18 protein-coding genes and 8 tRNA genes are annotated in these 21,799 nt (G+C 55.6%); 17 read left to right on the top strand and 9 right to left on the bottom strand.

Translation table 11 applies throughout. The features are described from left to right. Positions 1 to 16: 16 nt before the first annotated feature. From recA to ACOTX7_RS05835, 17 genes are all read left to right on the top strand, one after another. On the top strand, positions 17 to 1,075 hold the full coding sequence (gene recA, locus ACOTX7_RS05915; protein WP_015571667.1) for a recombinase RecA: 1,059 nt from the start codon (positions 17 to 19) through the stop codon (positions 1,073 to 1,075). 69 nt (positions 1,076 to 1,144) lie between these two features. After that, positions 1,145 to 1,645: a recombination regulator RecX gene (recX, locus tag ACOTX7_RS05910; protein WP_221256370.1), complete on the top strand. Its 501-nt coding sequence runs from the start codon at positions 1,145 to 1,147 to the stop codon at positions 1,643 to 1,645. Between the two features lie 131 nt (positions 1,646 to 1,776). Next, positions 1,777 to 4,404, top strand: coding sequence for an alanine--tRNA ligase (gene alaS / locus ACOTX7_RS05905; RefSeq protein ID WP_205924616.1), 2,628 nt, complete (start codon positions 1,777 to 1,779; stop codon positions 4,402 to 4,404). Positions 4,405 to 4,645: 241 nt separating this feature from the next. Next, the gene (gene csrA, locus ACOTX7_RS05900) at positions 4,646 to 4,831 is read left to right on the top strand and encodes a carbon storage regulator CsrA (protein ID WP_000906486.1); all 186 of its coding nucleotides are present in this window, start codon (positions 4,646 to 4,648) and stop codon (positions 4,829 to 4,831) included. A gap of 342 nt (positions 4,832 to 5,173) precedes the next feature. Then, positions 5,174 to 5,266 (top strand) — tRNA-Ser (locus ACOTX7_RS05895). A gap of 4 nt (positions 5,267 to 5,270) precedes the next feature. Further along, positions 5,271 to 5,347 (top strand) — tRNA-Arg (locus tag ACOTX7_RS05890). 64 nt (positions 5,348 to 5,411) lie between these two features. After that, a tRNA-Arg gene (locus ACOTX7_RS05885) sits at positions 5,412 to 5,488 on the top strand. 29 nt (positions 5,489 to 5,517) lie between these two features. Then, positions 5,518 to 5,594, top strand: a tRNA-Arg gene (locus ACOTX7_RS05880). Positions 5,595 to 5,658: 64 nt separating this feature from the next. After that, a tRNA-Arg gene (locus tag ACOTX7_RS05875) sits at positions 5,659 to 5,735 on the top strand. Between the two features lie 29 nt (positions 5,736 to 5,764). After that, positions 5,765 to 5,841, top strand: a tRNA-Arg gene (locus ACOTX7_RS05870). Between the two features lie 29 nt (positions 5,842 to 5,870). After that, positions 5,871 to 5,947, top strand: a tRNA-Arg gene (locus ACOTX7_RS05865). 64 nt (positions 5,948 to 6,011) lie between these two features. After that, positions 6,012 to 6,088, top strand: a tRNA-Arg gene (locus ACOTX7_RS05860). Positions 6,089 to 6,205: 117 nt separating this feature from the next. After that, positions 6,206 to 6,772 carry a fructose-1-phosphate/6-phosphogluconate phosphatase gene (gene yqaB / locus ACOTX7_RS05855; RefSeq protein ID WP_205921570.1) on the top strand — a complete coding sequence of 189 codons (567 nt, stop codon included), beginning with the start codon at positions 6,206 to 6,208 and terminating at the stop codon, positions 6,770 to 6,772. Next, positions 6,769 to 7,197: a YqaA family protein gene (locus tag ACOTX7_RS05850; RefSeq protein ID WP_017692791.1), complete on the top strand. Its 429-nt coding sequence runs from the start codon at positions 6,769 to 6,771 to the stop codon at positions 7,195 to 7,197. The genes yqaB and ACOTX7_RS05850 overlap by 4 nt, the downstream gene beginning before the upstream one ends. Positions 7,198 to 7,280: 83 nt before the next feature. Further along, positions 7,281 to 8,825: a glutamate--cysteine ligase gene (gene gshA / locus ACOTX7_RS05845; protein ID WP_047353811.1), complete on the top strand. Its 1,545-nt coding sequence runs from the start codon at positions 7,281 to 7,283 to the stop codon at positions 8,823 to 8,825. A gap of 153 nt (positions 8,826 to 8,978) precedes the next feature. Next, positions 8,979 to 9,494 carry an S-ribosylhomocysteine lyase gene (gene luxS, locus ACOTX7_RS05840; protein WP_003862180.1) on the top strand — a complete coding sequence of 172 codons (516 nt, stop codon included), beginning with the start codon at positions 8,979 to 8,981 and terminating at the stop codon, positions 9,492 to 9,494. Between the two features lie 50 nt (positions 9,495 to 9,544). Further along, a complete protein-coding gene (locus ACOTX7_RS05835; RefSeq protein ID WP_221256369.1) occupies positions 9,545 to 10,309 on the top strand; it encodes an AraC family transcriptional regulator in 765 nt (254 codons plus the stop codon). Here the strand turns inward: ACOTX7_RS05835 and leuA are convergent. The 9 genes from leuA to nrdF all read right to left on the bottom strand — a co-directional run bounded on the left by leuA (position 10,296) and on the right by nrdF (position 21,796). Further along, entirely contained in the window at positions 10,296 to 11,951 is a 1,656-nt protein-coding gene (leuA, locus tag ACOTX7_RS05830; RefSeq protein ID WP_221813665.1) for a 2-isopropylmalate synthase, read from the bottom strand. The two genes, ACOTX7_RS05835 and leuA, sit on opposite strands and share 14 nt — an antisense overlap. A gap of 199 nt (positions 11,952 to 12,150) precedes the next feature. Next, positions 12,151 to 13,698, bottom strand: a complete 1,548-nt coding sequence (emrB, locus tag ACOTX7_RS05825) for a multidrug efflux MFS transporter permease subunit EmrB (RefSeq protein ID WP_006811709.1) — start codon at positions 13,696 to 13,698, stop codon at positions 12,151 to 12,153. 16 nt (positions 13,699 to 13,714) lie between these two features. Beyond that, positions 13,715 to 14,887 (bottom strand): multidrug efflux MFS transporter periplasmic adaptor subunit EmrA, encoded by a 1,173-nt coding sequence (gene emrA, locus ACOTX7_RS05820; RefSeq protein WP_006811708.1) that lies wholly within the window; start codon positions 14,885 to 14,887, stop codon positions 13,715 to 13,717. Between the two features lie 129 nt (positions 14,888 to 15,016). Further along, positions 15,017 to 15,547 (bottom strand): multidrug efflux transporter EmrAB transcriptional repressor EmrR, encoded by a 531-nt coding sequence (emrR, locus tag ACOTX7_RS05815; RefSeq protein WP_017694792.1) that lies wholly within the window; start codon positions 15,545 to 15,547, stop codon positions 15,017 to 15,019. 314 nt (positions 15,548 to 15,861) lie between these two features. Further along, positions 15,862 to 17,046 carry an MFS transporter gene (locus ACOTX7_RS05810; RefSeq protein WP_017382775.1) on the bottom strand — a complete coding sequence of 395 codons (1,185 nt, stop codon included), beginning with the start codon at positions 17,044 to 17,046 and terminating at the stop codon, positions 15,862 to 15,864. A gap of 192 nt (positions 17,047 to 17,238) precedes the next feature. After that, entirely contained in the window at positions 17,239 to 18,234 is a 996-nt protein-coding gene (gene proX, locus ACOTX7_RS05805; protein WP_006811703.1) for a glycine betaine/L-proline ABC transporter substrate-binding protein ProX, read from the bottom strand. 9 nt (positions 18,235 to 18,243) lie between these two features. Next, a complete protein-coding gene (gene proW / locus ACOTX7_RS05800; RefSeq protein ID WP_006811702.1) occupies positions 18,244 to 19,308 on the bottom strand; it encodes a glycine betaine/L-proline ABC transporter permease ProW in 1,065 nt (354 codons plus the stop codon). Continuing rightward, a complete protein-coding gene (proV, locus tag ACOTX7_RS05795; protein ID WP_006811701.1) occupies positions 19,301 to 20,503 on the bottom strand; it encodes a glycine betaine/L-proline ABC transporter ATP-binding protein ProV in 1,203 nt (400 codons plus the stop codon). The genes proW and proV overlap by 8 nt, the downstream gene beginning before the upstream one ends. Positions 20,504 to 20,836: 333 nt before the next feature. Beyond that, the gene (gene nrdF / locus ACOTX7_RS05790; RefSeq protein ID WP_039274306.1) at positions 20,837 to 21,796 is read right to left on the bottom strand and encodes a class 1b ribonucleoside-diphosphate reductase subunit beta; all 960 of its coding nucleotides are present in this window, start codon (positions 21,794 to 21,796) and stop codon (positions 20,837 to 20,839) included. Positions 21,797 to 21,799: the final 3 nt, after the last annotated feature.

The following is a 21,799-nucleotide window of genomic DNA, read 5'->3' as shown; positions in this document are numbered from 1 at the left end:
CATGACAGGAGTAATAATGGCTATCGACGAAAACAAACAGAAAGCGTTGGCGGCAGCACTGGGCCAGATCGAAAAGCAATTCGGTAAAGGCTCCATCATGCGCCTGGGTGAAGACCGTTCCATGGATGTGGAAACTATCTCCACGGGTTCGCTTTCTCTTGATATCGCACTGGGCGCTGGCGGTTTGCCGATGGGCCGTATCGTAGAAATCTACGGCCCGGAATCCTCGGGTAAAACCACCCTGACGTTGCAGGTTGTTGCGGCGGCACAGCGCGAAGGTAAAACCTGTGCGTTTATCGATGCCGAGCACGCGCTGGATCCGGTCTATGCCCGTAAGCTGGGCGTTGATATCGACAACCTGCTGTGCTCCCAGCCGGACACCGGCGAGCAGGCACTGGAAATTTGTGACGCGCTGGCGCGTTCAGGTGCGGTTGACGTGATCATCGTCGACTCCGTTGCGGCGCTGACGCCTAAAGCGGAAATCGAAGGTGAAATCGGTGACTCTCACATGGGCCTCGCGGCACGTATGATGAGCCAGGCGATGCGTAAGCTGGCGGGTAACCTGAAGCAGTCCAACACGCTGCTGATCTTCATCAACCAGATCCGTATGAAAATTGGTGTCATGTTCGGTAACCCGGAAACCACCACCGGCGGTAACGCTCTGAAATTCTACGCTTCTGTCCGTCTGGATATCCGCCGTATCGGCGCGGTGAAAGAGGGAGATAACGTGGTCGGTAGCGAAACCCGCGTGAAGGTGGTGAAGAACAAAATCGCAGCACCGTTCAAACAGGCTGAGTTCCAGATCCTCTACGGCGAAGGTATCAACTTCCTCGGCGAGCTGGTTGACCTGGGCGTGAAAGAGAAGCTGATTGAAAAAGCGGGCGCATGGTACAGCTACAACGGTGACAAAATTGGTCAGGGTAAAGCGAATGCTATCTCCTGGCTGAAAGAGAACCCGGCGGCGGCGAAAGAGATTGAGAAGAAGGTGCGTGAACTCCTGCTGAACAACCAGGACTCTAAACCTGATTTCGTGGTCGACGGCGCGGATGCTGAAGAAACCAACGAAGACTTTTAATCCTCTCGGATAAAAATGAAGGGCTGCTGATGCGGCCCTTTTTGCATTTCTGAATCGACAGGTTTTTTTATGAGTGAACCGACATCGCGCCGACCAGCCTACTCACGCTTGCTGGATCGGGCCGTGCGTATTCTTGCCGTGCGTGACCATAGCGAACAGGAGCTGCGGCGGAAACTGTCAGCGCCTGTCATGAGTAAAAACGGTCCGGAAGACATTGATGCCACCGCGGAAGATTATGACCGCGTGGTTGCCTGGTGCTATGAACATCACTATCTGGATGATGGCCGTTTTGCCGCTCGCTTTCTCGCCAGCCGTGGTCGCAAAGGCTATGGGCCAGCGCGTATCCGCCAGGAGCTGAACCAGAAAGGCGTAGCCCGTGAATCAATTGAAAAAGCCATGCGCGAAAGTGAAATTGACTGGTGCCAACTGGCGCGTGAGCAGGCGGTAAGAAAGTACGGTGAGCCGCTGCCGCGTGAATTTTCAGAAAAAGTCAAAATCCAGCGCTTTTTGCTCTACCGCGGCTTCCTGATGGAAGATATTCAGGATATCTGGCGTAATTTTACCGATTGAACGCATGCGGGATTTTACTTCCCACTAAAGAAAACTTATCTTATTCCCACTTTTTCCAGTAGCTGGTCCGTCCAACTGTTTACAGATACAGATCTGCTGCGACATTTCGTTAGCTTGATTTCAGGATAATTATGAGCAAGAGCACCGCTGAGATCCGTCAGGCGTTTCTCGATTTTTTCCATAGTAAGGGACACCAGGTTGTTGCCAGCAGCTCCCTGGTACCGAACAATGACCCGACTCTGCTGTTTACCAACGCCGGGATGAACCAGTTCAAGGATGTGTTCCTTGGTCTCGACAAGCGTAATTATTCCCGCGCCACAACCTCACAGCGTTGCGTGCGTGCGGGCGGTAAACACAACGATCTGGAAAACGTCGGTTACACCGCGCGCCACCACACTTTCTTCGAAATGCTGGGTAACTTCAGCTTCGGCGACTATTTCAAACACGACGCCATTCAGTACGCGTGGGAACTGCTGACCGGTGAAAACTGGTTTAATCTGCCGAAAGAGCGTCTGTGGGTGACCGTGTACGAGACCGATGACGAAGCGTTCGACATCTGGGAAAAAGAAGTGGGTATCCCTCGCGAACGTATCATTCGTATCGGTGACAACAAAGGCGCACCTTACGCGTCTGATAACTTCTGGCAGATGGGCGACACCGGGCCGTGCGGCCCGTGCACCGAGATCTTCTACGATCATGGCGACCACATCTGGGGCGGCCCTCCGGGAAGCGCGGAAGAAGATGGCGATCGCTACATTGAGATCTGGAACATCGTCTTCATGCAGTTCAACCGTCAGGCTGATGGCACCATGGAGCCGCTGCCAAAACCGTCCGTCGATACCGGTATGGGTCTGGAGCGTATCGCGGCTGTTCTGCAACACGTTAACTCCAACTACGAGATTGACCTGTTCAGCACCCTGATCAAAGCCGTTGCTGACGTAACGGGCGCAACCGATCTGAACAACAAATCACTGCGCGTTATCGCTGACCACATTCGTTCCTGTGCGTTCCTGATTGCTGACGGCGTTATCCCGTCGAATGAAAACCGTGGCTATGTGCTGCGTCGTATCATTCGTCGTGCGATCCGTCATGGCAACATGCTGGGCGCGAAGGACACCTTTTTCTATAAACTCGTTGGGCCACTGATTGGCGTGATGGGTTCTGCCGGCGATGAACTGAAACGCCAGCAGGCGCAGGTTGAGCAGGTTCTGAAAACCGAAGAAGAGCAGTTTGCCCGTACGCTGGAGCGCGGTCTGGCGCTGCTGGACGACGAACTGGCGAAGCTTAAGGGCGACACGCTGGATGGCGAAACCGCTTTCCGCCTGTACGACACCTACGGCTTCCCGGTTGACCTGACGGCTGACGTTTGCCGCGAGCGCAACATCAAAGTTGATGAAGCAGGCTTTGAAGCCGCAATGGAAGAGCAGCGTCGTCGTGCGCGTGAATCCAGCGGTTTTGGCGCGGACTACAACGCGATGATCCGCGTGGATAGCGCGTCTGAATTCAAAGGTTATGAAGCGCTGGAACTGACCGGCAACGTCACCGCCCTGTTTGTGGACGGTAAAGCCGTAGACAGTATCAGCGCGGGTCAGGAAGCCGTCGTCATTCTGGATAAAACGCCGTTCTATGCGGAATCTGGCGGTCAGGTTGGCGATAAAGGTGAACTGAAAGGCAATGGCTTTAGCTTCACCGTAAGCGATACCCAGAAATACGGTCAGGCAATTGGTCACCAGGGCAAACTGGTTTCCGGTTCTCTGAAAGTGGGCGAGGGCGTTCAGGCCAACGTTGACGAAGCTCGCCGTGCGCGCATTCGTCTGAACCACTCGGCAACCCACCTGATGCACGCTGCTCTGCGCGACGTGCTGGGTACCCACGTTGCCCAGAAAGGTTCTCTGGTTAACGACAAAGTGCTGCGTTTCGACTTCTCTCATTTTGAAGCGATGAAGCCCTCTGAAATCCGTGCGGTGGAAGACCTGGTGAATGCCCAGATCCGCCGTAACCTGCCAATCGAAACCCACGTTATGGATCTCGAGGACGCGAAGAAGAAAGGTGCGATGGCGCTGTTTGGCGAGAAATATGACGACCGCGTTCGCGTGCTGAGCATGGGCGACTTCTCTACCGAACTGTGTGGCGGTACTCACGCATCCCGCACCGGTGACATCGGCTTGTTCCGTATTGTTTCCGAGTCGGGTACGGCGGCAGGCGTACGTCGTATTGAGGCGGTGACCGGGGAAGGCGCAATCGCCAGCCTGCATGCGCAGAGCGACCAGTTGCACGAGATTGCGCAGCTGCTGAAAGGCGATAGCCAGAACCTGGGCGAGAAAGTGCGTGTAGCACTGGATCGTACTCGTCAGCTGGAAAAAGAACTTCAGCAGCTGAAAGAACAGGCTGCGGCGCAGGAGAGCGCAAACCTCTCCAGCAAAGCGGTAGACATTAAGGGCGTCAAACTGCTGGTCAGCGATCTGGCGGGCGTGGAGCCTAAGATGCTGCGTACGATGGTCGACGATCTGAAGAACCAGCTTGGTTCAACGGTTATCGTGCTGGCAACGGTCGCAGAGGGTAAGGTTTCTCTGATTGCGGGCGTCTCTAAGGATGTGACGGATCGTGTTAAAGCAGGGGAACTGATTGGTATGGTCGCCCAGCAGGTGGGGGGCAAAGGTGGCGGTCGTCCGGACATGGCGCAAGCCGGTGGTACGGATGCGGCGGCACTTCCCGCGGCATTAGCCAGCGTTGAAAGCTGGGTAAGCGCGAAACTGTAATAACTACAAAGCACAAGCAGACGCCATAGCGGTAACGTTATGGCGTCTTGCTCACTGCGCTATCGATAACGATAAAGTCAGGTTGAGTTTGTGTATATCGGCTAAACTTACGTTTAACAGAATGTGATGCCGTGACTGCTTACACTTTACGTGTTTGTCATCGCTTACTTTTTGGCGTTATATGATGGATAATGCCGGGATACAAGAGACCCGACTCTTTTAATCTTTCAAGGAGCAAAGAATGCTGATTCTGACTCGTCGAGTTGGTGAGACCCTCATGATTGGGGATGAGGTCACCGTGACAGTTTTAGGGGTAAAGGGTAACCAGGTACGTATTGGTGTTAACGCTCCTAAAGAAGTATCTGTCCACCGTGAAGAGATCTACCAGCGTATCCAGGCTGAAAAATCCCAGCAGTCCAGTTACTGATATTGTCGCGTCTCGCTGTCGGGCGAGACGCAACCCTCCTGCTATTTTTCCTGCATAAAGTTACCGTTCTATTTCAAACGCTTCGTTTTTGACCACTCTCATAATCTTATCTCATCCAAATGACGCGCTTCTCTCAACAGATTTCTGTGAAGATGCCTGCAAAATCCGCTTATAAAACACTCTCTTTGCGGCTTTTACATGCGAATTGCGTGCGAATTGTGCAAACGAAAAAAGCATGTGGAAAATTGTTTGACTTATAAGTCCCAGAAAGTAATATATGCGCCACGCAGCGACGAGAAGCTCTTAACGAGTTGCTCGAAGCACTCGAAAGAGGCGTTGTGTGGTGAGGTGGCCGAGAGGCTGAAGGCGCTCCCCTGCTAAGGGAGTATGCGGTCAAAAGCTGCATCCGGGGTTCGAATCCCCGCCTCACCGCCATTTTGCATCCGTAGCTCAGCTGGATAGAGTACTCGGCTACGAACCGAGCGGTCGGAGGTTCGAATCCTCCCGGATGCACCATCTATTACTTCATATTGCTTTCGAAGTGATATGAATATCGAGCAGTACAGTAGTAAATCCCGATGCATCCGTAGCTCAGCTGGATAGAGTACTCGGCTACGAACCGAGCGGTCGGAGGTTCGAATCCTCCCGGATGCACCATTTACTATTTCTGAAAGCAGTTCCCTGATGCATCCGTAGCTCAGCTGGATAGAGTACTCGTCTACGATCCTCGAGTTCGGAGTTTAGATTCCTCCCGGATGCACCATCTATTACTTCAGATTGCTTTCGAAGTGATATGACTATCGAGCAGTACAGTAGTAAATCCCGATGCAGCCGTAGCTCCGCTGGATAGAGTACTCGGCTACGAACCGAGCGGTCGGAGGTTCGAATCCTCCCGGATGCACCATTTACTATTTCTGAAAGCAGTTCCCTGATGCATCCGTAGCTCAGCTGGATAGAGTACTCGGCTACGAACCGAGCGGTCGGAGGTTCGAATCCTCCCGGATGCACCATTTACTATTTCTGAAAGCAGTTCCCTGATGCATCCGTAGCTCAGCTGGATAGAGTACTCGGCTACGAACCGAGCGGTCGGAGGTTCGAATCCTCCCGGATGCACCATCTTTTACTTCATATTGCTTTTGAAGTGATATGAGTATCGAGCAGTACAGCAGTAAATCCCGATGCATCCGTAGCTCAGCTGGATAGAGTACTCGGCTACGAACCGAGCGGTCGGAGGTTCGAATCCTCCCGGATGCACCATCTTCTCCCCCTTTGTTTATTCCTTCGACGTTTCGTCAGCAATCACACTCTCTGTCAGCGACAAAAATCCCCTTTTACGATAAAGTAATGCTTTGTTAATCGTTTAGCGAGAGCACGATGTACGCACAGTATGACGGTTTGATCTTCGACATGGATGGCACCCTCCTGGATACCGAACCCACGCATCGTCAGGCCTGGACCGACGTCCTGGCCCGTTACGGCATGCGTTTCGATTTGCAGGCGATGATTGCCCTCAACGGATCGCCCACCTGGCGTATCGCACAGGCCGTGATTGAGCTGAATCAGGCCGATCTCGATCCACACCAGCTCGCGCGTGAAAAAACCGATGCGGTAAAAGCCATACTGTTAGACACCGTGCAGCCTTTACCGCTCATCGACGTCGTCAAAGAGTGGCATGGGCGTCGTCCTATGTCTGTCGGCACGGGCAGCGAGAGCGCGATTGCTGAAGCGCTCCTCAACCACCTCGGCCTGCGCCACTATTTTTCTGCCGTCGTTGCCGCCGATCATGTTAAACATCACAAACCCGCACCAGACACCTTCCTGCTCTGCGCAGAATTAATGGGTGTCCAGCCTGCAAAATGCGTTGTCTTTGAAGATGCCGACTTTGGCATCCAGGCTGCGCGTGATGCCGGAATGGCGGCGGTGGATGTTCGCTTACTGTGAGTGACGCGCTGTCACTCGCTTCATTATTCGCCAGCAGTTTTTTAAGCTCCACCCTCTTACCGGGGAATTCGGAAGTGGTGCTGGTGGCGATGCTGTTGTCCGGCGTGAGTCAGCCCTGGTTGCTGGTCTTAATAGCAACAATGGGTAATAGCCTTGGAGGGCTGACTAACGTTATTCTTGGACGTTTCTTTCCGCTACGCGAAAAATCTCGCTGGCAGGAAAAGGCAGTGGGCTGGCTAAAACGCTATGGCGCTGCCACGCTGTTATTAAGCTGGATGCCTGTAATAGGCGATTTACTGTGTCTGCTGGCGGGATGGATGCGCATCTCCTGGGGACCAGTGCTCTTTTTTTTGTGCCTTGGCAAGGCGTTACGCTATGTTTTACTGGCATGGGTAACACTACAGGGTATGACGTGGTGGCACTAATTGGTGGAATGAATTCGCGACCTTCAATCGTCAACCATTACAATTATGCTGAGTGACAATTTTTTGACAGGCGGGAGGTCAAATTGATCCCGGACGTATCACAGGCGCTGGCCTGGCTGGAAAATCACCCTCAGGCACTGAAGGGGATTCAGCGTGGGCTTGAGCGCGAAACGCTGCGCGTAAATGCGGATGGTAGCTTAGCGACAACGGGACACCCGAAGGCGTTAGGCTCGGCGCTGACACATAAATGGATCACAACCGATTTCGCCGAAGCGCTGCTGGAGTTCATCACGCCAGTCGACGGTGATATTGATCATATGCTGACGATCATGCGCGATGTGCATCGCTTCACCGCCCGCAACCTCGGCGACGAGCGCATGTGGCCGCTCAGCATGCCGTGCTATATCGAGCAGGGGCAGGATATTGAGCTGGCGCAGTACGGCACCTCGAATATCGGTCGGCTGAAAACGCTGTACCGCGAAGGCCTGAAAAATCGCTACGGCGCACTAATGCAGACGATCTCTGGCGTGCACTACAATTTCTCTCTGCCGATGGCGTTCTGGCAGGCGAAATGCGGTGAAACGGATAAAGAGGCGATCTCCGCGGGCTACTTCCGCCTGATCCGCAACTATTACCGTTTTGGCTGGGTTATTCCGTATCTGTTCGGCGCATCGCCAGCCATCTGTTCATCGTTCCTGCAAGGGAAGCCGACCGCGCTGCCGTTCGAGAAGACCGAGTGTGGCATGTATTACCTGCCGTACGCGACCTCCCTGCGTCTGAGCGATCTTGGCTATACCAATAAATCGCAAAGCAATCTCGGAATTACGTTTAACGATCTGCACGATTATGTGGCAGGCTTGAAGCGGGCGATCAAAACCCCGTCGGAAGAGTACGAAAAAATCGGCCTCGAAAAAGACGGTAAACGCCTGCAAATTAACAGCAACGTGTTGCAGATTGAAAATGAACTGTATGCGCCGATTCGTCCGAAGCGCGTGACGCGCAGCGGTGAAACGCCGTCGGATGCGCTACAGCGCGGCGGCATTGAATACATTGAAGTGCGCTCGCTGGATATCAACCCGTTCTCACCGATTGGCGTTGACGAGCAGCAGGTTCGCTTCCTCGACCTGTTTATGGTCTGGTGCGTACTGGCGGATGCGCCGGAAATGAGTTCCGACGAACTGCTGTGTACCCGTACCAACTGGAATCGCGTGATTCTGGAAGGGCGCAAGCCGGGCCTGACGTTAGGGATTGGCTGTGAAACGGCCCAGTTCCCGCTGGCTAAGGTGGGGAAAGATCTGTTCCACGACCTGAAGCGCGTTGCCCAGACGCTGGATAGCGTGTACGGCGGCGAAGCTTACCAGAAGGTCTGTGATGAACTGGTTGAAAGCTTTGATAACCCGGAACTGACATTCTCAGCTCGCATTCTGCGTTCTATGATTGAGCAGGGAATTGGTGGCACAGGGCGTTCACTCGCAGCGGAGTACCGTGAGATGCTGATGCAGGAGCCGTTAGAGATCCTGAGCGAAGCGGATTTTGTGGCAGAGCGCGATGCGTCCGTTGTGCGTCAGAAAGAGGTTGAAGCGGCGGATACGGAGTCGTTTGAGGCGTTTCTGGCGAAGCAGGCTTAAGCAGAAAAGAAAAAGGCCACATCGCTGTGGCCAAAATATACATCTCTGAATTCAGGGATGATGATAACAAATGCGCGTCTTTCATATACTCAGACGCGCATTCTGTAGAAGAGTTCAGTTTATTTAAAAAAAAATCACTACCGGAGGTGACGTATGCCGTTATTAGATAGCTTTACTGTCGACCATACCCGTATGGAAGCACCAGCAGTCCGCGTGGCGAAGACCATGAACACGCCGCACGGCGACACGATCACCGTTTTCGACCTGCGCTTCTGCGTGCCCAATAAAGAAGTGATGCCAGAGAAAGGTATTCACACGCTGGAACATCTGTTCGCTGGTTTCATGCGCGACCACCTGAACGGCAACGGCGTGGAGATCATCGATATCTCTCCGATGGGCTGCCGCACCGGTTTTTACATGAGCCTGATTGGTCAGCCTGAAGAGAAACGCGTTGCCGATGCGTGGAAAGCGGCCATGGAAGACGTGCTGAAGGTGAAAGAGCAGAACCAGATCCCTGAGCTGAACGTTTACCAGTGCGGCACCTACCAGATGCACTCTCTGGAAGAAGCCCAGGAGATTGCCCGTCATATCATCGAACGTGATGTGCGTGTAAACAGCAACGACGAGCTGGCCCTGCCAAAAGAAAAACTTCAGGAACTGCACATTTAGTATCGTGCCTGTGGATGCCCGGTGCTTCGTTGACCGGGCCTACAATTCTGATGACGACAACCACCACCTTCTCCTTTACCCATCGCCCGCTTGTGCCGTTTTCCCATGATTATGTTCATGGCGACAGCGAGCCGTGGCATCAGCACGACTGCGCGCAGCTTCTGCACAGCCTTACCGGTGTCGTGCGGGTGGATACCGCATCCGGCTGCTGGGTAGTGCCGCCCGGTCGCGGCGTCTGGCTACCTGCGGGTACGCAGCACGCCCTGCGCATCACCGGCAACGTTGCTGCCCGCACGCTGTTTATCGATCCGCTGGCGCGCGCCGATCTCCCGGCGACCTGCCAGATCGTGCAGATCTCGCCCCTGCTGTGCGAGCTGATCCTGACCTCCCTGACGCTTCCTGAATCTTACGCACCCGGAAGCCGCGATGAACGTGTTTATGAGCTGATCCTCGATGAAATTCGCCTTATGCCGGTACTGCCTTTTCACCTGCCCGAGCCGGAAAGCGAAGCGCTGCGCCGTCTTTGCCAGCAGATTCGGGAGGTTCCAGGAGACAGCTGGAGCAGCACGCAGGCCGCAGGTATTGTGGGGATGAGCGAACGCACGCTGAACCGCCATTTCCAGCAGCAGACGGGCGTGAGCTATGGCGAGTGGGTGAGAAGGGCGCGACTGCTTGAGGCCTTAGTGCGGCTGGCACAGGGCCAGCCGGTATTACGCGTGGCGCTGGATCTGGGTTATGGCAGCCACAGCGCTTTTACGGCAATGTTTCGCCGGGTGATGGGCCTCTCACCCAGCGATTACTTCAGGAACGACTGACCGCGTTGAAAAGCGCCTGAATCGACGCGCGCGCCACGTCGCTGTCGATGCCCACGCCCCAGTGGCTGGTGCCATCCTGGAACAGGCAGCGGATATAGGCCACCGAGCGGCTGTCGCTGCGTTCGCCTAACGTATGCTCGTGATAATCCTTAATCACAAACGGCGCGTTAACCCAGCGGCTTAAACCGTGTGCGGCGGCGGAGAGCAGACCGTTACCCTGACCCTCCAGCTGGCGGGTGCCCCCTTGCGTGGCGACGCTTGCCGTCAGCCGCAGCTGGCCGTCCTGCTGGCTGTCGCTGCGGTAGGATTGCAGCGCAAACTGTGGTGCAGTTACCAGACCGTAGCGGGTACGGAACAGCTGCCAGAGCGCATTCTGCGTCATCTCTTTTCCATGGCTATCCGTTTCCTGCTGCACGTGCTGGCTAAAATCCTGTTGCAGGGCGCGAGGCAGCTTAAGGCCGTGGTTTTGCTCAATAAGCCAGGCGCTTCCGCTTTTTCCTGACTGGCTGTTCACGCGGATCACCGCTTCATAGGTACAGCCAATATCCTGCGGGTCGACGGGCAGATAGGGCATCTCCCATCGCTCGTCAGGCTTACGGGCATCGAAACCTTTCTTGATGGCATCCTGGTGCGAGCCGGAGAAGGCGGTGTAGGCCAGCCGACCGGCCCACGGATGGCGCGGATGTACCGGCAGCTGGTTGCAGGTCTCTACCGTTTCAACCACCCGATTCATATCGCTGAAATCCAGATTCGGGCTAATGCCCTGGCTGTAGAGATTCATTGCCAGCGTCACCAGGCAGACGTTGCCCGTACGCTCACCGTTACCAAACAGGCAGCCCTCCACGCGGTCAGCCCCGGCCATGACGGCCAGCTCCGCGCTGGCAACGCCGGTACCGCGATCGTTATGCGGATGCACGCTGATACAGACGTCACTGCGGCGGCTGAAGTGGCGGCAGAAATATTCGATCTGGTCGGCATAGACGTTCGGCGTGCTCACTTCGACGGTAGCCGGTAGATTGATGATCATTGGACGCGCCGCGCACGGCTGCCAGATCTCCGCCACGGCTTCACAAATCTCCAGCGCGAACTCAGGCTCGGTAAAACAGAAGGTTTCCGGGGAGTATTCGTACTGCCAGCGGGTTTCTGGGTTCTCTTCGCACAGCTGGCGAATCAGGCGGGTGGCGCGCGTCGCCAGCTCGACGATTTGCGCTTTCTCCATGCCAAACACCAGACGGCGGAACAGCGGGGCGGTGGCGTTATACAGGTGAACGGTGGCCAGCCTGGCGCCGCGCAGGGAGTCGAAAGTGCGATGGATAAGATCGTCCCGCGCCTGCGTTAACACCTGAATGGTGACGTCATCCGGGATGCGGTTCTCCTCAATCAGCTGACGCACAAAATTGAAGTCCGTCTGCGAGGCGGACGGGAAAGCGACTTCTATTTCTTTAAACCCGCAATTCAGCAGCAGATCCCAGAATTGCAGCTTGCGCGCGCTGTCCATCGGCTCGGCCAGCGCCTGATTACCGTCGCGTAAATCGGTTGAGAGCCAGCGCGGGGCGCGGGTGATCGTCCGCTCCGGCCAGCGGCGGTCGGGCAACGAAAGGGTGGGGTAAGGCTGGTATTTGTCGGCGGGGGTGTTCAGCATGATGCGCTCCTGTTGTCTTTTCACTATCGTGAATCGATTTCAGGCGCGCTGCTTTATCGGAACTGACAATCGCTGTCGCGTTCTGGACAAGGGTGGCAATTGTTGCCCGGTGGCGGATACGCCTTACCGGGCCTACGGATTTGCCGGTTATCGTAGGCCGGGTAAGGCGTAGCCGCCACCCGGCAACCCGTGCACAGGGCTAGTGCGCCCCACCACCCCCGCTACCGGCCCCAAACGGTGGTTTGGCAAACCACACCAGCCCCAGCAGGACGATAAAGATCCCCGCCGATATCCAGAAAATCTCGTTTGCCGAGATAATCAGCCCCTGGTTGGTGATCTGCTGGGCGAGCCAGCCGGACGCCTGCTGCTCCGTCATCCCCATCCCCTCAAGCTGGCTATACATCTGCTGAGCGTTAGGGTTGAACGGGTTCACCGCTTCGGTCAGCTGGGCATGGTGCATTGATTCCCGGTTGGTCCACAGTGTGGTGGTGATCGACGTCCCGATGGAACCCGCCAGCGTACGGGTAAAGTTCGACAGGCTTGATGCCGCCGCCATCCGCTCTGGCGGCAAGCCGGAAAGCGTAATGGTGGTCAGGGGCATAAAGAAGCACGCCACGGCAAAGCCCTGAATAAACTGCGGCCACGCGGAGGCGCCAAAGTCCATTCCCGGTTCGAACGTATACGCGCGCCAGTAGAAGCACACGGCGTACATGATGAAGCTGAACGTCACCAGCCTGCGCATATCGAGCTTATGGGCGAAACGACCAATAATCGGCGACAGCAGAACCGGAATTAACCCCACTGGCGCGGAGGCCAGCCCCGCCCAGGTTGCGGTATAGCCATACACCTCCTGCAACAGCTGCGGCAGCAGAACAATCGCACCGAAGTAGAGCATATAGGCGAGGCTGATACACAGACAGCCGATGGTGAAGTTTCGGGATTTAAACAGCGAGAGATCGACTATCGGGTTATCGTCCGTCAGTTCCCAGACAATCAGGAAGCTAATGGCAACCACGGCGACCACCGTCAGCACAATGATTTCCGTAGAGGCGAACCAGTCCAGCTCTTTACCGCGGTCGAGCATGATTTGCAGGCTGCCGATGCCGACAACCAGCAGCGCCAGCCCGATGCCGTCGATCCGCCGCTGTTCGGTCCGCGTTTCGCGACCACGCAGAGACTGTAACGTCATCAGCACCACCAGCGCACCGATGGGCACGTTGATGAAGAAGATCCAGCCCCAGTGATAGTTATCGCTGATATAGCCGCCGAGGATTGGCCCGCAAATCGGGGCGACAATCACCGTCATCGACCACAGCGCAAGCGCGATGGAGCGTTTGGCGGGCGGATAGTTGTTCAGCAGTAAACTCTGCGACAGCGGAATCAACGGCCCGGCGACAATCCCCTGGATGACGCGGAAGAAAATCAGCATCGTCAGGCTGCTGGACATGCCGCAGGCCCAGGAGGCCAGCACGAACAGGATCGTCGACCAGAGGAACAGCTTCACTTCACCGACGCGCTTTGCCAGCCAGCCGGTGATGGGAATGGAGATGGCGTTCGCCACCCCGAACGAGGTAATGACCCAGGTCCCCTGGCTCAGCGATGAGCCAAGGTTCCCGGCGATCGTGGGGATCGCCACGTTTGCGATGGTGGAGTCCAGCACCTGCATGAATGTCGCCAGAGACAGCGCAATGGTCATAATGACCAGCTGCGCCCCCTCCAGCGGTTTTTGCGGCTTTTGCTGTTGCATAACGCTCACCTTCGGCTTAACCGGCGTTTGCCTTCACGATGTCATCGATCAGCTTATTGACCGGATCGAGGCTAATTTCACGGGCGTTACTTTCATAAGCTGGCGTGCTGCGCACCTGGCTTGCGAGGATCTGACCGTCGCGGTTGGCGGTATCGACCGTCACCAGCGTGGAGAGGCCAATTCGCAGCGGATGGTCTGCCAGCTGCTGAGGATCCAGCTCGATACGCACGGGCAAGCGCTGTACCACTTTGATCCAGTTGCCGGTGGCGTTCTGTGCAGGCAGCAGGCTGAACGCGCTGCCGGTCCCCATATCCAGACCGACCACTTTCCCGGTGTACTTGACGTCATCGCCGTAAATATCGCTGACCACGGTCGCGGTCTGGCCGATACGCATATGCGCCAGCTGGGTCTCTTTGAAGTTCGCATCGACCCACAGATTGTTCGCCGGAACGACCGCCATCAGCGGCGTAGTGGTGCTAATCTGCGCGCCTGGCTGTACGGAACGACGGGAAACATAGCCGGTCATCGGGCTGACAATTTTGGTACGTTGCAGGGCAAGCCATGCGTTACGCACTTCGGTCGCCGCCTGTTTCACCGCTGGCTGGTTTTCCAGAGACGTGCCCAGCACCATCGCCTGGTTGGCGTTGTACTGTTGGATCGCCACGTCCAGCTGTGCCTGTGCGCTGGCTACCGCATCGCGGGCGTGCTGCAACTCTTCACGGCCAATCAGGTTGGCGGTGCCGAGAGGAACACGACGATTGAGGTCGCTCTGCGCCTGAGCCAGGGCCGTTTTCTGCACGTCGATATTGGCCTGAAGCTGTTTACTGTTGATCATCAGCTGGCGGGTCTGGCGAACGCTGGAGGCCAGCGCCGTTTGTGCTTTTTCAAAGGCCTGCTGGGCGTCGGTCGGGTCGAGCGTGACCAGCACATCCCCTTTTTTCACAAAGTCGGTGTTGTCAGCCCAGACTTTCGTCACGCTGCCTGACACCTGGGCCATGATTTGAACCTGATTCCCTGCCACGTATGCATCGTCTGTCTCTTCAACATGACGCAAGACTAAAAACCAATAGATCCCATATGCCACGGCAATAATAATAAAGAGCAAGGTCAGCAGAATAAGGGCGCTCTTACGTTTGCCCTTCTTGTTGACCGGTTGCTGCGGGGGGGTGTTCTCCGCATTTGCGCTCATTGTTGTTCTCCACGATCTTTTTATTTTCACATCGGCTGAGCCGACCTGTTGTCAGAAAGGCCAGCAGTTTCACGTGCTGGCCTGTCAGTTTTTCTTTTAGCAATCTGGAATGTTGAGCGGATCGTCGCGTTAGCGCAGCGCCTCAAGAATGACGCCATCTTCATCCATCTGGTCCAGACGGGTGAGCAGCTTGCGAGTAATGTGCTCAAGCTGGTCGCGCTCGGCGGTGCTGAGGGCAGACCAGAGCTGGTGCAGGCAGTTGTGCTGCGGTGGCAGCACTTCGCGCAGGAATTCGTGACCTTTCTCGGTCAGTTGCAGATGCAGGCAGCGGCGATCGTTATCGCTTTCACGGCGTTCGATCCAGCCGCGCTTTTCCAGCTCATCTGCAATACGGGTCGCATTGGTACGGGATGAACCCAGCGCGCAGCTCAGTTCAGACGGCTGAATGCTGTGATTTTCCTGAGACTCCAGCGTAATCAACGCCATAAACAACGTCTCGTTAATCCCTTGTGCTTTCAGCATCTTGTTACGATTTTCCAGCAGCTTACCCTGCATGTGCATGCACAGGCGGGTCAGCAGGATTTCCTGATACGGGAAGTCCTCATGACGACTGGCGCGGAACTTAAGCATTTGTTCAATGGGCGTAAACGAACTATCCATTTTGGGCATAACCTCATTAATTACAGCCGATATAGTAACGATAGTGACAAATAATGTAAATGAATTATTTGTGCGGTTATATCCGCCAAACGTATATCACCATCAGAAAGCGCCGGGTAAATCCGTGACCCGGTGAGCACAGAGAGCGTGGGGTGTGTACCCGCGAAAGAGGGGATGTGAGGACAGGGGTCTGAACTATTCATGCCGGTAGTAAATATGTCACCCACAGTAAAATTTCTGGGATAAATGATTACCGTTACATTAACAGATGCAGGCCCCCTTTACACCCCAGGGGGCCCAAAGCAATGTAAAACTTAGTGAATTGCTTCCTGACGGTGATAGCCGCGCCACCACACCAGCAGATTGATCGCCGCCACAATGGCGCCGATAGCGCACACGCCCGTCCAGCCCGCATGTTGCCAGGCGGAGGCTGAAATCAGCGAGCCTGCCGCGCCGCCGATAAAGTAGCTGGTCATGTACCCGGCCGTCAGACGGTTACGGGCGTCCGGCTTCACGCGGTAAATCACGGTCTGGTTGGTGATGTGCACACCCTGCACGGTGAGGTCGAGCACCAGAATACCGACAATCAGCGCCAGCACTGAGACGTGTCCGTACCAGATTGCCGCCCAGGAGAGCAGGAGTAACACCAGCCCGGCGGAGGTGGTCATATGCGATTTACCTTTGTCGGCCAGCCCACCGGCCGGGCGTGCGCCCAGTGCGCCAGCGGCGCCTGCCAGCCCGAACAGACCAATCACCCCTTCTGAATAGTTAAACGGCGGTGCGGCAAGCAGAAACGCCATCGACGTCCATAAGATACTGAAGTTGGCGAAGGTGAGACATCCCAGAATGGCGCGCGTGCGCAGGAGTTTGTCCCGGGTGAAGAGGCTGAAAACGGAGGCAAGAAGCTGCGGATAGTTCAGGTGATTCTCCTGCTTCACCTTTGGCAGGCCGCGCCACAGGGCCAGCGCCATGATAACCATCAGCACGCTCGCCACCCAGTAAACGGTGCGCCATCCGCCGAGGCTCGCCAGCAGCCCGGCAACGGTTCGCGCCAGCAGGATGCCCAGCAGCAGGCCGCTCATGATGGTGCCGACCACTTTGCCGCGTTTTTCCGGGGAAGCCAGCGTCGCGGCGAGGGGAACCAGAATTTGCGCCACCACCGAGAACAGCCCCGTCAGCGCGGTGCCAATAATCATCATCGTTAACGACTGGCTGCTGGCGGTGATCAACATCCCGCCTGCCGCCAGCAGGGTCATGGACACGATAAGCATCCGGCGCTCAAACATATCGCCTAATGGCACCAGGAACAGCAGCCCGGCCGCATAGCCGAGCTGTGCGGCAGTGACAATAAATCCGGCGGAGCTGGCTGAAAGATCGAAGGCGCGTGCGATGGTGTCGAGAAGAGGTTGTGCGTAATAGTTGCTGGCGACGGCCAGACCCGTTGCCACGGACATTAAAAGGATGAGTGCGGGGCTAAGCCCTTGAGTTGTTTTTGTCATTAGTTTCAGGAATCGTGAGTTAAGTGATTATTTTTCCGGAAACATAATAACCAATGATTGTGAATGTTGGGGAATTGTTATGTGTGTGTTTGTGCGGTTATCCCCCTCACCCTAACCTTCTCCCCAAAGGGCAGAGGGGACTTTATACACCCTCTCCCCTTTGGGGAGAGGGCAGGGTGAGGGGTGTTGTTTTTACTTCTGCGCCGCAAGCGCCTCTTTCACCCAGCCATCAAACTGCTGCTGGTGGGCTTTGATCCAGCCATCCACGTGGTTTTTAATATCTGCTTCGGAGGATTTACCCGCGTGCATCATCGCGTTCTGGGCGTTGATGTCTGCCAGCGGCAGTTTCATTACCGAGAACAGCTTCGCCGCCGCCGGGTTTTTCTCAGCCCAGGCTTTGTTCGCCACGATATGCATGGTGTTCACCGGGAAGCCATAGTTCATGCCGTTCGGCAGTTTGGTGTCGATATCTTTCTGCTCGCCAGGCAGGGAGGAGAAGGGCACCTGTAACCACACCACGTCTTTGCCCGGCTTCAGCACGTCGCTCACCCAGTACGGCGTCCAGGTGTAGTAGATCACCGGCTTGCCTTCTTTAAAGCGGGCGATGGTGTCGGCCATCATTGCAGAGTAGTTGCCGTGACTCACGTCGACGGTCTTCGCCAGATCGAACGCTTTGTTCTGGTGGTTAATCACCGCTTCGCAGCCCCAGCCCGGCGAGCAGCCCATCATGTCCGCTTTACCGTCACCGTTGGTGTCGAACAATTTGGCGATCTTCGGATCTTTCAGCTGTTCAATATTGGTGATGTGGTACTTATCGGCGGTTTTCTTGTCGATCAGATAACCCTGCGCTGCGCCGGTCACAAAGGTGCCTTCGCGGTAGAATTTCTTGTCACCCCCTGCGGCGGCATACATGTCGTCGTGCAGCGGCTGCCAGTTTACGGCGGTAAAGGTGGCATCACCGGAGGCAATCGAGGTATAGCCCACGTTGTAGTCCACTTCGCTGGCGGTATTCACCGTATAGCCCAGTTTCTCCAGCGCACGGCTGACAATCTGGGTCTGGAAGGACTCTTCCGAAATGGTGCTCTGCACCGGCTGCACGGTAATGCCTTTGCCCGGCAGGTCAGCGGCAACTGCGCTGGTGGAGACAAGGGTCGCAAACGCTGTGGCAAAAAGTACGTTATGTCGCATCGTTGTTCCTTATTTTGTAAATGGGCGGGTGAGTAACCCGACAGGGCCGGTGGTGTACCAGCGACGGTTGCCGCGACTGCGTGAATCACGACCGACAGCCTGGGTCAGGCGGTCAAGAATGATGGCGAGGATCACAATCCCGACGCCGCCGACGGTCGCCAGTCCCATATCGAGACGGCCAATACCGCGCAGTACCATCTGGCCCAGTCCGCCTACGGCGATCATCGAGGCGATGACCACCATCGACAGGGCCAGCATCAGCGTCTGGTTAACGCCTGCCATGATGGTCGGCATCGCCAGCGGAAGCTGAACCTTAAACAGCATCTGACGCGGGCTGGCGCCGAACGAGCGCGATGCCTCAATCAGATCCGCCGGTACCTGGTTAATCCCCAGAATGGTCAGGCGGATAATCGGCGGCAGGGCGAAGATAATGGTCACCACCACACCCGGCACGTTACCGATGCCGAACAGCATCACGATAGGCACCAGGTAAACGAACGCTGGGGTGGTCTGCATCGCATCCAGCAGCGGGCGGATAATCTTCGCGGCCCGGGGGCTGCGCGCCAGCCAGATCCCCATCGGCAGGCCGATCACCACGCAAAACAGCAGGGCGGTCAGCACCAGCGCCAGGGTGATCATCGCCTGAGACCATGCGCCAATCGCGCCGATGGCAATCAGGGAGATCAGCGTGGCGACCCCCATACCCGCGCTGCCGAACTGCCACGCAATCAGCGAGAACAGGATAATCGCCACCGGCGCGGGCATGCCCAGCATCAGCTGCTGGAAGCCGTTCAGGATGTAATCCACCGGGATGCGGATCCCCTGAAACACCGGACGGAAGTGGGTAACGACCCAGTCGATCCCCTCCGTGACCCAGCTGTCCAGCGGGATCAGCGTCTTGTGGAACGGATCCATAATATTGAAATGCTCTGGGGCAGGCGCAGGTGCGCTGTTGAGCCAGTCTGCCGCGCCGCCGCCATCGGCAGGTGCAGGCGTGGAACCCCACGCATCGGCAGATTGCGCCGCGCTGTCCGCTGCTTCAGTGGTGCCCCATGGGTTAGATTGATCAGCCATTGTTTGTCCCCTCGCGATCTAAAGCCTGTAGCAGCATCCGTTTTGAGATGATGCCAACGTACTGTTGTTCTTCACCGACGACCGGTACGGCGCACGGCGCCTGGCCCACGTGAGAGAGCAACTCGCTGAGCGGCGTTTCGGCGTCCACGGCAAGCGGAGCGTCAATCAACGCCGCATCGATTCCCTGGTTTTCGCTCAGGGCGGTTTTCAGGGAGTCGATGGAGACAACGCCGACAAATTTATTGCCGCGTTCAACCAGATAACCGTATTCACGGTCTTCGTCCTGCAACAGCTTCAGCGCGGAGCGCGGGCCAAATCCCGGCGTTTTTCGAATAATGCCGTTTGGCGTTCGACGGGCAATATCTTTCGCACTGAATACGTGGCTAATATCCACGCCGCGGAAGAAGGTGCGCACATAATCATTCGCCGGATTATTGAGAATTTCATCCGGTGTGCCGACCTGCACCACTTCACCATTTTGCATAATGGCAATACGGTCGCCAATACGCATGGCTTCATCCAGATCGTGAGAAATAAAAACAATGGTGCGCTGATGTTTGGCCTGTAATTTTACCAGCTCATCCTGCATCTCGGTGCGAATTAACGGATCGAGCGCCGAGAAAGCTTCGTCCATTAATAATATGTCCGGATTAATCGCTAATGCGCGCGCTAATCCCACGCGCTGACGCATGCCGCCGGAAAGTTCATCCGGGTACGCATGAGCATAATTTTCCAGCCCGACCTGACGCAGCGCATCAAGGGCCTTTTCCTGACGTTCCTGCGCGGGCGTGCCGGCTAATTCCATGCCAAAGGCGGTATTATCGAGTACCGTCATGTGCGGCATCAGCGCAAATGACTGAAACACCATCGCAATTTTCTTTCTGCGCACCTCGCGGAGTTCTGCGTCTGATATTCTGGCGATATCAACGCCGTCAATCAGTACCTGTCCGCGGGTGGGTTCAATCAGGCGATTGAGAAGGCGAACCATAGTGGATTTACCCGAACCGGATAATCCCATGATGACAAAAATCTCGCCTTCTTCAATGGCCAGACTGGCGTCTTTAACGCCAAGCGATAGCCCGGTTTTTTCCAGAATTTGCTCTTTCGTAAGGCCTTTCTCAATATATTTGAATGCGCGCTGCGGGTGCTCGCCAAATATTTTATAAAGATTCTTCACTTCTAATTTAATTGCCATGCAATAGAGAGTGTCCTGTTATTTGTTTATGTCGATATGATTACCATGGTAAATAGTTAACTGGCATTACCCTAACATACTCAGAATCTGAGACAACCCTGGACCGGCCAGAGGTCAGAATTTTGCTGCAAGCGAAACGGCTGAATTTCCCATGAATAAAGGGCTGAGGGCAGTTTGAATTTTTCTCAATTTTTTGCTGCGGCATGGGGAAATTTCGCCTGAATCGGTGTGATTCAGGCGAATATGACGTGGCAATTACAGTGTAGTCCGTCGTGGAATATTCGACTGGAAATAATGAAATGTGGAGTTAATTAATGAACGTTAATTCATTCATTAAAAATCCCAGTCCTCGTCTTGCGTCTCCACCGCTTTACCCATGACGTACGACGAGCCGGACCCGGAAAAGAAGTCGTGGTTTTCATCGGCGTTGGGCGACAGCGCCGCGAGGATCGCCGGGTTCACCTCCGCCATTTCGGGTGGAAATAACGCTTCGTAGCCCAGGTTCATCAGCGCCTTGTTGGCGTTGTAGCAGAGGAAGGCTTTTACGTCCTCTTCCCAGCCCGTTCCGGCGTACAGCTCTTCGGTATAGCTCAGCTCGTTGTCATACAGATCCATCAGTAAATCGAGGGCAAAACCTTTGAGTTCCTCGCGTTTTTCCGGACTGACTTTTTCCAGCCCTTTCTGATACTTATAGCCGATGTAATACCCGTGTACCGCTTCATCCCGGATGATGAGGCGAATCAAATCGGCGGTGTTGGTGAGCTTGCCCCGGCTCGACCAGTACATGGGCAGCCAGAAGCCAGAATAGAAGAGGAAAGATTCCAGGAACACGCTGGCGATCTTCTTCTTTAGCGGCTCGTCGGCGCGATAATATTCCAGCACCAGGTCGGCCTTGCGCTGTAATGACGTACTCTCTTCGCTCCAGGCGTAGGCGGCGTCCACGTCTTTGGTCTGGCACAGGGTAGAGAAAATGGAGCTGTAGGAGCGGGCATGGACCGCCTCCATAAAGCTGATGTTCGACATCACCGCCTCTTCGTGCGGCGTCAGCGCATCGCTCATCAGGGCGGGTGCACCCACGGTATTCTGAATGGTGTCCAGCAGCGTCAGGCCGGTAAAGACGCGGATTGTCAGCTGTTGCTCGGCATGACTCAGGGTTTGCCAGGCCGGAATATCGTTGGAAAGCGGCACCTTTTCCGGCAGCCAGAAGTTGCTGGTCAGACGGTTCCATACCTCCAGGTCTTTATCATCCTGAATCTTGTTCCAGTTAACGGCGCTTACGCGTGATAGTTTCATCCT

The sequence above is a fragment of the Enterobacter cloacae complex sp. IR5418 genome, assembly GCF_049238105.1.
GTDB lineage: Bacteria > Pseudomonadota > Gammaproteobacteria > Enterobacterales > Enterobacteriaceae > Enterobacter > Enterobacter hormaechei.
The sequence above is the reverse complement of the archived record's forward strand: the minus strand, read 5'-3'. Positions and strand labels throughout refer to the sequence as shown.

What these genes read in the sequence shown, in the direction of transcription:
- alaS (WP_205924616.1), top strand. Translation starts at nt 1,777, where the DNA reads ATGAGCAAGAGCACCGCTGAGATCCGTCAGGCGTTTCTCGATTTTTTC.
- ACOTX7_RS05810 (WP_017382775.1), bottom strand. Translation starts at nt 17,046, where the DNA reads ATGACAAAAACAACTCAAGGGCTTAGCCCCGCACTCATCCTTTTAATG.
- recX (WP_221256370.1), top strand. Translation starts at nt 1,145, where the DNA reads ATGAGTGAACCGACATCGCGCCGACCAGCCTACTCACGCTTGCTGGAT.
- ACOTX7_RS05835 (WP_221256369.1), top strand. Translation starts at nt 9,545, where the DNA reads ATGACGACAACCACCACCTTCTCCTTTACCCATCGCCCGCTTGTGCCG.
- recA (WP_015571667.1), top strand. Translation starts at nt 17, where the DNA reads ATGGCTATCGACGAAAACAAACAGAAAGCGTTGGCGGCAGCACTGGGC.
- proV (WP_006811701.1), bottom strand. Translation starts at nt 20,503, where the DNA reads ATGGCAATTAAATTAGAAGTGAAGAATCTTTATAAAATATTTGGCGAG.
- emrA (WP_006811708.1), bottom strand. Translation starts at nt 14,887, where the DNA reads ATGAGCGCAAATGCGGAGAACACCCCCCCGCAGCAACCGGTCAACAAG.
- nrdF (WP_039274306.1), bottom strand. Translation starts at nt 21,796, where the DNA reads ATGAAACTATCACGCGTAAGCGCCGTTAACTGGAACAAGATTCAGGAT.
- leuA (WP_221813665.1), bottom strand. Translation starts at nt 11,951, where the DNA reads ATGCTGAACACCCCCGCCGACAAATACCAGCCTTACCCCACCCTTTCG.
- csrA (WP_000906486.1), top strand. Translation starts at nt 4,646, where the DNA reads ATGCTGATTCTGACTCGTCGAGTTGGTGAGACCCTCATGATTGGGGAT.
- proW (WP_006811702.1), bottom strand. Translation starts at nt 19,308, where the DNA reads ATGGCTGATCAATCTAACCCATGGGGCACCACTGAAGCAGCGGACAGC.
- yqaB (WP_205921570.1), top strand. Translation starts at nt 6,206, where the DNA reads ATGTACGCACAGTATGACGGTTTGATCTTCGACATGGATGGCACCCTC.
- emrR (WP_017694792.1), bottom strand. Translation starts at nt 15,547, where the DNA reads ATGGATAGTTCGTTTACGCCCATTGAACAAATGCTTAAGTTCCGCGCC.
- emrB (WP_006811709.1), bottom strand. Translation starts at nt 13,698, where the DNA reads ATGCAACAGCAAAAGCCGCAAAAACCGCTGGAGGGGGCGCAGCTGGTC.
- luxS (WP_003862180.1), top strand. Translation starts at nt 8,979, where the DNA reads ATGCCGTTATTAGATAGCTTTACTGTCGACCATACCCGTATGGAAGCA.
- proX (WP_006811703.1), bottom strand. Translation starts at nt 18,234, where the DNA reads ATGCGACATAACGTACTTTTTGCCACAGCGTTTGCGACCCTTGTCTCC.